This window comes from Salipaludibacillus agaradhaerens, assembly GCF_002019735.1.
In the GTDB taxonomy this organism is placed as follows: domain Bacteria; phylum Bacillota; class Bacilli; order Bacillales; family Salisediminibacteriaceae; genus Salipaludibacillus; species Salipaludibacillus agaradhaerens.
Window position 1 is genome coordinate 1543508 of record NZ_KV917378.1, and the last position, 12526, is coordinate 1556033.

The 12526-nt window shown below is 40.7% G+C and carries 11 protein-coding genes; 2 read left to right on the forward strand and 9 right to left on the reverse strand.

The features are described from left to right. Positions 1-3: 3 nt before the first annotated feature. The gene (locus BK581_RS07470) at positions 4-876 is read right to left on the reverse strand and encodes a DNA-3-methyladenine glycosylase family protein (RefSeq protein WP_078579886.1); all 873 of its coding nucleotides are present in this window, start codon (positions 874-876) and stop codon (positions 4-6) included. A 127-nt stretch (positions 877-1003) separates the two neighbouring features. On the opposite strand from BK581_RS07470, the gene BK581_RS07475 reads away from it, so the two are divergent. Continuing rightward, positions 1004-1369: a GAF domain-containing protein gene (locus BK581_RS07475; RefSeq protein ID WP_078577580.1), complete on the forward strand. Its 366-nt coding sequence runs from the start codon at positions 1004-1006 to the stop codon at positions 1367-1369. A 40-nt stretch (positions 1370-1409) separates the two neighbouring features. Here BK581_RS07475 and pdaA read toward each other — a convergent pair whose 3' ends face one another. From pdaA to BK581_RS07490, 3 genes are all read right to left on the reverse strand, one after another. Beyond that, positions 1410-2204: a delta-lactam-biosynthetic de-N-acetylase gene (pdaA, locus tag BK581_RS07480; RefSeq protein WP_078577581.1), complete on the reverse strand. Its 795-nt coding sequence runs from the start codon at positions 2202-2204 to the stop codon at positions 1410-1412. Between the two features lie 259 nt (positions 2205-2463). After that, positions 2464-3108 (reverse strand): histidine phosphatase family protein, encoded by a 645-nt coding sequence (locus BK581_RS07485; RefSeq protein WP_078577582.1) that lies wholly within the window; start codon positions 3106-3108, stop codon positions 2464-2466. A 774-nt stretch (positions 3109-3882) separates the two neighbouring features. After that, positions 3883-4161, reverse strand: coding sequence for an SE1561 family protein (locus BK581_RS07490; RefSeq protein WP_245828933.1), 279 nt, complete (start codon positions 4159-4161; stop codon positions 3883-3885). 128 nt (positions 4162-4289) lie between these two features. Between BK581_RS07490 and yfkAB the strand changes: the two genes are divergently transcribed. Further along, entirely contained in the window at positions 4290-5414 is a 1125-nt protein-coding gene (yfkAB, locus tag BK581_RS07495; protein WP_078577584.1) for a radical SAM/CxCxxxxC motif protein YfkAB, read from the forward strand. Positions 5415-5515: 101 nt separating this feature from the next. Here the strand turns inward: yfkAB and BK581_RS07500 are convergent, their stop codons facing one another. The 5 genes from BK581_RS07500 to BK581_RS07520 all read right to left on the reverse strand — a co-directional run bounded on the left by BK581_RS07500 (position 5516) and on the right by BK581_RS07520 (position 12525). Next, positions 5516-6436, reverse strand: a complete 921-nt coding sequence (locus BK581_RS07500; RefSeq protein WP_078577585.1) for a C40 family peptidase — start codon at positions 6434-6436, stop codon at positions 5516-5518. Between the two features lie 25 nt (positions 6437-6461). Beyond that, positions 6462-7208, reverse strand: a complete 747-nt coding sequence (locus tag BK581_RS07505) for a gamma-glutamyl-gamma-aminobutyrate hydrolase family protein (protein ID WP_078577586.1) — start codon at positions 7206-7208, stop codon at positions 6462-6464. Positions 7209-7373: 165 nt separating this feature from the next. Next, positions 7374-8297 (reverse strand): S66 peptidase family protein, encoded by a 924-nt coding sequence (locus tag BK581_RS07510; RefSeq protein WP_078577587.1) that lies wholly within the window; start codon positions 8295-8297, stop codon positions 7374-7376. A gap of 634 nt (positions 8298-8931) precedes the next feature. Further along, on the reverse strand, positions 8932-9756 hold the full coding sequence (locus BK581_RS07515; RefSeq protein WP_245828936.1) for a YfkD famly protein: 825 nt from the start codon (positions 9754-9756) through the stop codon (positions 8932-8934). 93 nt (positions 9757-9849) lie between these two features. Next, entirely contained in the window at positions 9850-12525 is a 2676-nt protein-coding gene (locus BK581_RS07520; protein ID WP_078577588.1) for a tetratricopeptide repeat protein, read from the reverse strand. Between the last annotated feature and the right edge of the window lies 1 nt (position 12526).

The window sequence follows — 12526 nt, forward strand, 5'->3', positions numbered from 1 at the left end:
ATACTATGTTTCGATGCTCTCCCACAAATAAAGAGAGGCATACGTTCGATATGGCTTCCATTCTTTTGATTTTTCTAGCATCACAGCATGAAGCGGCTTTGCTTCCCAATTATAAAACTTTTTCATGGCGTTTTGTATCCCAATATCTTGAATGGGAAAGAGGTCCATCCTCCCTAGACCAAACATGAGGAAGTTCTCTGCTGTCCACGGGCCAATCCCCCTGATTTTTACAAGTGTCTCGATCACTTGTTCATTAGGTAATTGTACAAGCTCGTTTAAGTTCAAATCACCCTCTGCTATCATTCGTGATGTATCAATGACGTATTCAGCTTTTCGCTGGCTAAACTGAAGCTCCCGAAGTTGTGCTGGCTCAATGGTCGCTACTTTCTCTGCGGAAGGGTAAAACCATGCACCTTCATGTTGAAAGCCGAATGATTTTACAAACCGTTCCGTTAGCGTATAAGCAAACGCCATGTTGAGCTGTTGATGAATAATCGTCTTCATTAAGCTCCCGTAAAGCTGAGAATCACAGACAAAAGGGGTCCCCCGATACTGTTGAAAAAGAGATGCTAATTCTGTTTTCTCAAAAAAGTCAGCAATTGCAGCGAGCGGGGTGTCCCAATGAAATAGATGTGTCAATTTCTCTGTTATCGCCTGTTTCGTCACCTTTTCGTGATCTGTCACTTGTATATGAAACATTGGCTCTTCGAATGTGCCTACTTGCTTCACTGTCACGGTCACTGGATTGTCTTCAATCCAAATCGGCAGCGTTAACGTTTCCTCTACCACATTTAATGTCAAAAGTGGATCAATTTTCAGTCGTTTTAACGCTTGGTTAAAATTGTATGGTCCTGTAATCACATGCGTCCATTCCATTGTTACACCGCCTTCCATCACTAACAGCATACCATATTTCATTGATTACCTTAACTTGGCATGCCCATTCCTCTTGCCTGTCTGATAAAATGATCGTGCAGAGGTTAATTGAGATAGGAGAGATCATATGTCCATTGCAACAGATATTGCGTCACTAAAAATTATGTCCGACGTATATAAACGAAAAGAGTTACCTGAACTGTTACAAACAACTGCCACCTCTTTAGAACAGCACGTCCCATATATCGATTGGGTCGGTATTTATTTTTTTGAGAGAGAAGAGAAGATGACGCTTGCTGCGGCTTCAGATTTAGAAGAAGACTTAGCGTGGGAAGCGAACGGTGAATTAAAATTCCCGTTAAAAAATAGTTCAAATGAAGCTGTCGGCATCATGGTCGTTAGAAGCCGGGAAGCAATCGCCTTCGATGTAACAGATGTGTCGACACTTGAAACAATCGCACATGCTCTCGGAGAAATGAGTTTTGCTAATTAATTGCAAAAGGAATCAGCCCAGAAGCTGATTCCTTTATCTTTTAATGGAAGAACATTTCCTCTTTAATTCGCCACTCATCAAGGCTTTTAAACGTATAGCCTTCCTTCTTCAAGTCATCGATCACTCTCGGAAGGGCTTCAGCATTGTCACTGGAAACTGCATGCAGCAACATGACAGCTCCAGGATGTACTCTCGCCATGATTTTATCATAGGCATAGTCGGCTCCCTTTTGACGGTCAATTTCCCAATCTTTATAAGCGAACGACCAAAATACGTTCGTATAGCCCATCTCCGCCGTTTTAGCAAGAGTTCGTTCACTAAACGTCCCTTGTGGTGGACGCAAATACATCATATCTGTCCGGCCAGTGACCTCTTTATACTCATCTTCAAGCGTGCGAATTTCTCTTATGAGTCGATCATCTGATACTTTTGGGAGACTCGGATGGTGAAATGAGTGATTACCGACAATATGCCCTTCATTCACCATCCGATTAATCAATTCTTTTTCCTCTGACAAATAATGCCCGGTTACAAAAAACGCCGCAGGCACATTTTTTTCCTTCAATGTGTCTAAAATATCTGCCGTATAGCCATTTTCATAGCCATTATCGAATGTTAAATAAAGTTCTTTCTTTGACGTGTCGCCAATATACAAGCCCCCATATTTATCGATGAGCTCCTGGTAATGTGGTTCAGTAGTGGGTGGTTCGTGATTTTTAGCCGGCTTAAAATTCCACTTATATTCTTCGTTACTTAACGCCGCCTGAGCGCTCATCTCTGTTACCATTATCGTCATCATCATTACTACCGCACACATCATCATGACACGCTTCATATGTAATCCCCGCTTTCGTATTAGTGCAATTATCATTCATTATGTGAAAAAATCATGATATTCATTCACTCCCACTTCGTTTTAAAGTGAGCTTAACGCTGAATATAGTGGGAGATGCGGAAATTAATGAGGTTTATGCTGAAAATTAAGGCGGCATTGCTGAACTTTTAAGTGGGGTTGCTGACTTTCGCGGGCGGATTACTGAAAATCCAGCGGCCGTTGCTGAACTTTAAAAAAAGACTCGCCATAAGGCGAGCTTTCAATAAGCAATCGTGGAGCTATGTAGAAGATTGCCTTCTATATCTAAATGTTCTGTTCGGTTTGTATAATGAATTGCCGCTTTCCCTGTTTGAGAGAGAGAAACTTTTGTAATGCCAGTGTTCCCTATCATAAATGGCCGATTCATCTTATACCAGTCTGCGCCAGCAATCATGTAAGTAAGAAAAATACCAATAAAGCCGCCGTGACTCACTGCTGCTATACTCCCATCAGGATGAGTCTGAGTCATTTTTTCAACCAAATGTGCGCAACGTTCCGTAAGATTTTCCACTGGTTCAGTTCCCTGAATCCCTGATGTCAGTAACGCTTCTGCTTTCAACTGAGGATAATCTATTGCCATTTCTTCACGTGTTTTCCCTTCTAGCGGTCCTAGTCCAACTTCACGTAATCTAGGCCACGACTGGACTTTTAAGTCTTGGTGTGCAGCAATATGCTCAGCGGTTACCATAGCTCTTCCTAAGTCACTGGCATAAATAGCGTCTAATTCAACATTAGCGAGCCATTTGCCAGCAAGCTCTGCTTGCCGTATGCCTAAGTCAGATAACGGAAAGTCAGCATGTCCTTGAATAATCCCTTTGGAATTCGCTTCTGACTGACCATGCCTGATAAAATAAATCGTTGTCATGCTTCTTCCTCCAATATACGTTAAATAATTGTTTATTTTACACTACTTTCTAACGTTAACGCTATATCACTTTTAGCACCTATTTGAGTTGATTTCATAATGATGTTTTTAAAGCAATAACACGAATAATAGCAATAAATTTCATTTAATATGTGGATGATAAAGCACATATTAAATCAGTAGGGCTTTCGTTCTTCTCCTACTGATTGGTCGTTGAGTCAATCAGGTCATTAGCGTCCGTTCACCCACCTAAATAGATTTATCTCTGCTTTCTATTTTAGTGCGGAGTTTTATGGACGGTTATCTGTGATAGAAATTATTGAAACGTAAGACGGCGACTCCCTGAGGATTAAGCGCAGTCTGAAGATCCACTTTTGCTAGGGTTTCCCGAGCAAAAGTTAGCTGAAGACAAGCCCTCGGGAAAGCGTCCGTCTGAAGTGAAAGTCACAGTCGTTATTCGAATTTTGACATCTTATTTTGAATTATGAAATTCATTCATTTAGCTAGAAATCTAGATTTTCATGAAAAAAATAGGTCAGGTGTCAGGACTCTATCTTCAATACTGATTTTACCTGGTTTCAGGCAATAGAAACCATTCACTAAGAAGTGAAATAAAAAGGACCTTCAATCAGGGGACATTTCTGGTAGTTGAGTTAATCAGCTCATTAGCGTCCGTTATCTCTCGCATAATAGATTTTCTCCACTCATGAGTTTTACAGTCGATTATCGATAAGAAAAGCTCCCAAACTAGGAGCTTCTTTAAATCTATCTCTATTAATCTGCTTGCTGACGATATTGTTTACATTGATTTTCAAGGTCATCAAGCATCTCTATTAGTCGGTCAATATCTTCTACCCCTGTTTTTTCTGGGTCTAGGGAGTCAAGTAACTCAACTAAATTTTCCATTCTCTCATGTAATACTTCAAGTTTCAGTTGTTTCCCCTGTTCTAAATCTGGCATCATCGTACTCCTTCCATGCTTGTCCAAACGTCTTTTCAGATCATATTGTAACAAAAACACCGGTATGTTCAAACCTTTAATTGTCTTTTTCATAGTTTATCCATTTCTTTTCAGTTGTATATCATGTAACATAAGAAATCGATAATGACTTATTCATGACTATTTTTCCATCATCAATCATGCCAAGCGGCGCCGCACCGTTTTTAAAGGAGTGATAGAGCATGCAAACAGAGCAACAGGCATTAAGTCCCACAAATGACCCTTGGGAAGCTTACGTGGATATAAAAGAATACGGAAAGCCACAACTTACAAATGTAGAGTTTACCACAACTAACCTGTGTAATATGAGATGCGAACATTGTGCTGTTGGTTATTCGTTACTAACGAAAGACCCGGAAGCACTTCCTTTACAGCTTTTCATTGACAAACTAGATGAGATTCCACATCTTCGGGCTTTTAGCATCACAGGTGGAGAGCCGATGATGTCGATGAAGTCTGTGAAAGAGTACGTCGTGCCCCTCCTTAAATATGCCCATGATAGAGGTGCCCGAACACAAATTAATTCGAATTTAACTATGCCATTAGAAAGATATGACTTAATTACACCTTATTTAGATGTTCTTCATATCTCGCATAATTATGGAAGTGTGGATGATTTCGTTGATATTGGGTTTGCTGTAATGGATCGAAAGCCAATGTTGAAGCAGCGTGAAGCTTACTTCGAGCGTATGGTAGAGAACAGCCAAGCGCTATCAAAGCAAGGCGTCTTCATCTCTGCGGAAACGATGTTAAATCGCCGCACGTTACCTCATCTTGAAAAGATTCATGATCAAATCGTTGCTATGGGGTGTAGTCGACATGAGGTGCACCCTATGTATCCCAGTAACTTTGCCAGTGATTTAACGATTGCTAGCCTCGAAGACATTCGTCAAGGGATTCACCGTTTACTCGATCATCGTAACAAGCAGATGTGGATGCTGTTCGGCACTCTGCCCTTTTATGCTTGCAGTCACAACGACGAGGACCTTTCCCTATTAAACCGTCTTTATAGCACAGAAAATGTCACTGTCAGAAATGATCCCGATGGGCGTTCCCGATTAAATGTCAGTATATTTGACGGAAGCATTCACGTCACTGATTTCGCTTCTGAGGGAGCTCTCGGTAGTATCCATCACCAATCACTTCCCGAAGCGTTTGAAAAGTGGCAGCGCACAGAGACTGCCAAAAGTCTTAGCTGTCACTGTCCAGCCGTTGAATGTCTCGGGCCAAATTTATTAGTTAAAAATGCGTACTATTCTAACGTGGACTTCCACGAACAAAAGGCTCAAATTTCCTTATTACGCTAATCAAATTCATTAAATGAGCATCTACAAAACCTTTGGTGCACAAGCTCCAAAGGTTTTGTAATTTATCCTTCTGTTTACTCACTTTCCCCACACTTCGTATCTTAATAAAAGCGTTTAATCGTGTAAAAGTTATCCCGATGTACCGTCTCTTCAATCGCTACAATCTCAATACTTTTCCCTGAACTAGGTGCATGAAGCATGCGATCCTCACCGTAATATATACCCACATGATACACTGGTCCTCTTCCTTTATCTTTCGCAAAGAAGATAAGATCACCAGGCTGACAATCAGTTTGTGCTATTGAAACACCTTGCTGCGCTTGTTCTGACGCATCTCGTGGAATAACAATGCCCCACGCTTTATGTAGCGTATATGTAAAGCCGGAGCAATCAAAACCAAATCCACTTATGCCACCCCACAAATAGGGTAAATCAAGAAACATTTCACCACTTTTGACTAAATCCGTTCCATTTGGTCGCGGAATGCTAGCCAAGTCAGAATAAATCACCGCATCTTGTTTATTAATGACACGTAACCCATGTGGAGTCAAAACTCGCAGCTCCTTTTCCTTATCGGGAGAATCTATTAACGGAAATGTCGTCTGATAGCTTACTTCAAGCGTTCGTTGGCCATCGTCTGTGTAAACAAAAGCTGTCGGCTGTTTAATGACAGCAAACTTTCTATCTCTATGATAGGCTTTTAGCTGCGATTCTGCTATAACATGTGTTGCTGGCAACCATCCCGGGTACCCCGCTTCGTGTTTTGAAGATGGTTGTTCCGTCACAGCTACCTTGAGCCAGTCAGTTTGCTTGTCTAACACAACCACCTTTTCCCCATATAATACTTGGGTTTGAATGAGGTCATCATCACTCAATTGTCGTCTTTCTGTTTGTGACAACTCTTTTAACCAGCCCCGGATATTAACTGGCGATGTCAGTACTTTTTGGTCACACGCCCGAGGTGTTTGAGGTGACGTCCAAAGAGTGGCTACTGACACGCCTACTCGGTACTGTTCTTCCATTAATAAGTCAGCTCCCTCCAGTCTTTTAGCTGTTAATTCTATTAGTTAGTGATTCAGACAGACCATTATGACAGGCATTAATAAACGTAGAAAACAATTTACGTGACGGAATATCACCGGCGGATGTCATAGACTCTGGATGCCATTGTACCGCTAGAACAAATGAATGCTTGCTGCTTTCAAACGCTTCAATGATACCATCGTCAGATAATGCACTAATGTGAAAGCCTTCTGCTAGTCGTCGGACAGCCTGGTGATGGAAACTATTAACGCGATACTTGGACTTGCCTGTAATTTTTTTAAGAAGGCTTTCCTCAGTCACATGGATAGTGTGAAAGGGAAAAGACCTCGGAGCTCGTTGCGTATGTTGGAGAAGGGGTTTCGTTATTTGACTGTAAATGTCTTGATACATATCCCCGCCCGCTGCAATGTTCAAAATTTGACACCCACGGCACAGAGCTAAAATGGGGAGATTACGTGCCATCGCCTCTTTTAATAATGCCACTTCAAATTGATCTCGTTGAGGATGGAGGCATCCTAAATGTGGAAGAGGTTCTTCATTAAATAAACTTGGATCAATGTCCCCACCTCCTGTTACAAGTACGCCATCGAGTTTTTCGATTGTAGCATTAATGGCATCATCAGTCGTAGGCACATTCGGTAAGACGACAGGGACACCACCTGCTTGAGTAATGGCATTAATGTTGTCGTAAGACGTCTGCAGCGTCTTTTCGTCACTGTAAGACGATGTGATTCCGATGAATGGTTTCATAACACCTATCCCCCCTCACTTAAACGTATTAGCTCGGTCAGTTTCCCCATTATGGCAAGCTTAAAAAATGGCTAGGCTAACCTCTCGTTGACCTCCTTCTCGAACATCCGGCCATCATGTAAAAGATCGCGTGGATCATTGTTACAAGAGATGACGTTAATTCACCTAATCATGTGTAAATGGATTTTTTATAACCACTGTTTTATCATATGTATTAACCTCACAGAACGCGCCGAGAGGCATAGGATCATTCGGCTCACAGTGACCAACGTTAAAGCCTGACAGTACAGGTTTCCCCGCTGGCACTATATACTGAATGAACAACTCATTAAGTGTAAAAGAAGGACGCCCATTTTTTGCAACACAGGCATTGAAGTGACCTACTATAACGGCTGACACCTTCGAAAATTTTCCTGCTAATTTTAACTGATTTAATAAGCGATCAATCACGTACGGTTCTTCGTCAATTTCTTCAATAAAAAGAATAGCCCCATCTGTGTCAACTTCATATTGCGTGCCTAATGAACTAACAAGCAAAGACAAATTGCCACCAATAAGCTTTCCATGAGCTGTACCATGAAAAAGAATATCTTCTGCACGGTAAGTTAGCGCTGAAGGTGCCCGAAGCCAAGCAAGCAGCTCTTTCAGTTCGTCTTGTCTCGTCTCAGTTCCTAAATCAGAGCTTAGCATCGGACCGTGAAACGTTGTTAATCCGGTTAATTGTTGAATGGCCACATGTAAGAAAGTGATATCACTGTAGCCCCAAAAGATTTTAGGGTGCTTTTTGATAAGCCTATAATTTAAAAGGGAGGCTATTCTTGGTGACCCATATCCGCCACAGGCACAAAATATGGCGTCGATATCACGACGTTGAAACATCGTGTTAATATCGTCTGCCCGTTCCTCATCTGTCCCGGCTAAATAACCATGTTTTCGAAAAATCGCGTCACCATAAACTACTCGGTAGCCATTTGATGTTAAATAGGCCACGGCTTTCGCCAAGTTCTGCTCATCAGGTTGGCCGGCTGGTGCAACGACGCCGATGACTGAGCCACGTTTCAGTCTTTTTAATTGTAAAAGAGAAGCCATCATATGCCACCTTCTTTTCATGCCCTTTATAGTCAGTAAACGTGATAAAACGAACCTTCAATAAGTGGAGGGTTTCGTTCTTCTCCCACTGAGTAGGCGTTGAGTGAATCAGTACATTAGCGTCTGTTATCACCCATCTAAATAAATTATCTAGTTTGAGCAGGGAATTTTTATGAACAAACCATTCATGAACAGCAAGGGCTTTCATGCATTGAAAGTACTATATGAACCGTCTAATGAACTATCAAATGCGGGATTTCATTCATTTCTAAAACTCATCTTTCCCGTGTCCTTACCACATTATATTCGTGTAAAAAGCAGGCATGCTTACGATATAAAGCGAACCTTCAATCAGAATATTAGCGTCCGTTATTTCCCGACTAAATTAATATGGCTCTCCTCTCTATTTTGAGGCGGGAGTTTTACAGACAGTTATCTGTAATAAATAGCTCCTAGTGAGTCTCTATCAAGACTGTCCAACTTTCTTAGGCAGTGGCTTTGGCATGAATTATGACGGAAGCTTTCCGCCCATCACAAAAAGCAACCGTCCATCTTCACGTCCCTTCAAAGAAACGCGTAAGAATGACTGTTGCTTATATTAACTATCACCAGCTCATTTTTCATGTACGTCAGACTAACGCGGCTGCTTTGTGGATTCTAATTTCAAGTTGAGGTAATCTTGGATAGGTATCCATGCCCCAACACCTTGCCTTGTGACGTTTTTAATCTCTAAGGCTGCGTTGCCTCGTTTCACTTTGAGATACACTTCACCATACGTTATCTTCCCTTTTTCGTTGACAGCTGGGGCATAAGCAGTCAAGTATCCCATTGTTTTCGGGGCCACGTCGTAGACGCGATCAGTTTGAGTCCCAAAGCCAACAGTCGTTGAAAAACTTAAAGGAAGTTTTGTTCTTTCAGCAGCTTCTTTCAGCATCATTTTCTTGACCATTTCAGCATCACTCATGTCAGCGGTAAGTCCTCCTTTAACCCGCTTTTGTTGCTGTTGGTTAAATTGAATTTTCTTTTTATCAGAACCGCCTCTGTTATCAACCATATTTGTATTAATTTTTTCAAAATCCCAGTTCACCATCGTATCTTCCGATTCATATGACAGCGGCCATTCCCCAAGGTAAATGGATATGTTCGTTCCGATCCCTATCTTTGAGCTCTTAATGGTGGATTCATTCATCATTTTGATTAAATCAGGATTGTCAATTTTTACATCTGTCGAATTTAACAATTGGGAAGTGAGTTTACTTGGTTGCAGTCTTGGGACATCCTGTGTCGGATTGGGATACGTATTTTCTTTTGTAATATCAATAACAGATTCCGGTATTTGATCAGACTTCGATTTCTTCGTTTGTTGCCCACTTTCTGCATAAGCTATGAAAGGGGAGAGAGTAGTAACTATAAATAAACAAACGAGTAGGCCCGTTATAGCCGTCATTGTTCGTTTCACAAATATGCGTCCTCCTTTTGTTGAAAAGTTCTTAATAGGTAGTTTTGCTTAAAACAAAAAAAATATCCCCGTTCTTACAACGGGGATCGTCGACTATTGATTGAATTGAACATTTTTTTCACTCATTAAATGGTATTGATGAAGTCTGATTTCAAATATTTTTAGCGGGTCATAAAAGGATGCTGGATGATCTTTCATTAACGTCAGATTGTCTTGGGCTTTCTTAACTTGAGCACCTGCATCCACTTTATGTTCTTCTAAGTCACTAGACGCCGCTTCAACACATAAGCTAATGTCTGCCTTCAGGTTCTTTTCAAATAAATCAAACTCAAAGAAAACATGTTTAATGATTGACGTTGCCGCATCTTCAAAGTTGTCGTTTTCAATATATTTTTGATATTGATTATAAAGCATGTGATTGTTTTGCTGAAAATTACCTAGCAATTTTCCAGCACTCTTAAGAAGAAATTGCGTTGGTTTTAATCGATTCATAATATTAATTTCTTGTAAGTCCACTCGATTTACCATGCGATTTAAATCACGCTTCCAATCAGTCACGACTTGGAAATCTGTTTGCAAGGAAACATTCGTTTCACCGTACATATTATTTAATGTTGTGGAGGCATGATCTAAATAAGCTTGTAAGTCATTCATACTATCCTTCGCATCAACTAGCCAGTCATTAAATGCCGTCTGCATATCTGGTATAAGTTGTTCTGTTAAATATGTTTGGATTTTATGATTCATTTTGTCATTTAGTTCATTATGCAAATTTTTAAAGTCTGCCTCTTCATCAATTTCATTCGCTGTCTCTTTAAGAAAAACTGGAACGTCTTCCCAAACCTTGCTTTTCATTTCTTCTTTAATGTCGTGATAAGCTTCAGCTAATTCCTCGTATTTCTCTGTTTCTCTCTCTGTCACACCTGTTTGATACGCCTCTATTTGCTCAATAAGCTTCTCGTTAAACTTAATCGTTTGTTTATAAGTGTTTTCTTTCGTTTCACGACGATCGAGTAGATGACTTAATAGCGACTGCAAGACACTTAAATACGTTGTCGTGTTGCTACTGACTTCCCCATTTTTTCCTGTCTCCTTAATGGCGTCAACCAGTTGGCGCGTATCTTTGGTTGAAAATACAGGAAGAATGTGGGCATTTGTAAACAATTCATTTATGCGTGAGGTCACATCATTTAAATGGCGGTCTGGTGTACTAGAGATAACGAAATGAATGACGTCATCCCGATGCTTTTCTGCAAATGCAAGTAGGCGTTCATATTCCTTTTCCATTCTTTCGACAGTGGCATCAATCAGATAAAATACGTCATCTGCAGTTGCAACAAAATCAAAGTCAGGTCCTGCACTTGCCGTTGGATCAGCTGAATATTTAGCAACGATAATGGACGTATCCTCCTCCGTAAATAAAGAAGATGGCCAGGTTAATTCAATTAAATCATTTGCTGTTAATTCGTTCATATCTTCCACTTGGGTAAGACCGTCCATATTAACAGCGTTTAAGGCTGGCTTCTCTCCATGTTTGACATACACAGTAGCTGTCTCACCTTTAAATAATTCCTCACCTAACAGGTGATTAAGCATCGTTGTATTATGAGATTGGGAACCACCAGTAATAAGAATATTTCTACCTTGAGAGGCCCATAATTGTGATACAAGCCATTTAATTTTCGGCTCCACTACCACATCGTTATCATCAGCCCATTGTAAAATCGTTTCAAGCAGGGCAGTCATGTTCTCCATACTTATTGTCTGTGTGGCATTATCCGAAAAAGTGCTTTCCGCTGTCGCTGCCGTTTCTTGTGAAAGTGTTCCTGATACGCTCTCATCCCAAGCAAGAATCGCAGCAGCAGGATAAACAGAGTCGCTCCCTTTCGTCAGCTTGATCCAGCCATTAAGCATCTCCGGAAGTAATGGCTTAAGCTCATTCAATAAATAACTGCCGCTCATAAATTCTAAGTAGTTTTTATAATATAAGCGGTTAAGCGAATGCCAATGGACGTCTTTTGAGAACGTCAGTTTAGTCGTAACAGCATTCAATGTTTTCACCCATGCTATGTTTGCAGGTGTTGGGTAATAGCTTTCCCATAATGCGGACGCCAGTTTAGATAACGCTCTCTGTTCTGTTTGTGCCACGGTTAAAAGTACATTCTCAAAATATTCCGGAGCAAACGATGTTGTATAACCTCTTTCAGCATAATCTGTTAAAATAGAAAACCATTTAGGTGATGCGGTTCTCACAGACTCCCGAACGGCTAATTCTACTGCTTTATACCAGTCTTGTTCATCTTCGTAAAATGATCGGGCAATATCAGTTACATTCGGATAATTTGGGTCAATAGCCAGGGCCTTTTTAATGTATTGATGTACTTTATCCTTATTGTTTTTATCTGCATACACCTGCAAGAGTTGTAGTGATATTTCCACTGACAGCACCGGACTTTCCGATTGAATAGACGTATACGTACTCTCTGCTTCCCTGAGCCAGCCCATTTCATAATAAGCGTCACCAATATTTTTTCTTGCCCATGGTTGAAGCTCATTTTTCACGAGCTCCCACTTGTAAACAGCGGACTCCATATCCTTATGATGGTAATAGACTTCCCCTTGCGCAAATCTTACAGATGACAAATCGGCCGTTTCATCCATCTGTATATCATAGAACTGCTGTCCCAGTGATTTAACAGGGGACTGCTGATTTTCTTCATCAACGATTGTTTTAAAAAAAGTTTTATGAATCATATGTTCTTCTACCATA

Excerpts from the sequence above, each read along its gene's own strand:
- BK581_RS07500 (WP_078577585.1), bottom strand. The coding sequence starts at position 6,436 with ATGGAAGAACAGTACCGAGTAGGCGTGTCAGTAGCCACTCTTTGGACG.
- yfkAB (WP_078577584.1), top strand. The coding sequence starts at position 4,290 with ATGCAAACAGAGCAACAGGCATTAAGTCCCACAAATGACCCTTGGGAA.
- BK581_RS07510 (WP_078577587.1), bottom strand. The coding sequence starts at position 8,297 with ATGGCTTCTCTTTTACAATTAAAAAGACTGAAACGTGGCTCAGTCATC.
- BK581_RS07470 (WP_078579886.1), bottom strand. The coding sequence starts at position 876 with ATGGAATGGACGCATGTGATTACAGGACCATACAATTTTAACCAAGCG.
- BK581_RS07520 (WP_078577588.1), bottom strand. The coding sequence starts at position 12,525 with ATGGTAGAAGAACATATGATTCATAAAACTTTTTTTAAAACAATCGTT.
- BK581_RS07490 (WP_245828933.1), bottom strand. The coding sequence starts at position 4,161 with ATGAAAAAGACAATTAAAGGTTTGAACATACCGGTGTTTTTGTTACAA.
- BK581_RS07505 (WP_078577586.1), bottom strand. The coding sequence starts at position 7,208 with ATGAAACCATTCATCGGAATCACATCGTCTTACAGTGACGAAAAGACG.
- pdaA (WP_078577581.1), bottom strand. The coding sequence starts at position 2,204 with ATGAAGCGTGTCATGATGATGTGTGCGGTAGTAATGATGATGACGATA.
- BK581_RS07475 (WP_078577580.1), top strand. The coding sequence starts at position 1,004 with ATGTCCATTGCAACAGATATTGCGTCACTAAAAATTATGTCCGACGTA.
- BK581_RS07485 (WP_078577582.1), bottom strand. The coding sequence starts at position 3,108 with ATGACAACGATTTATTTTATCAGGCATGGTCAGTCAGAAGCGAATTCC.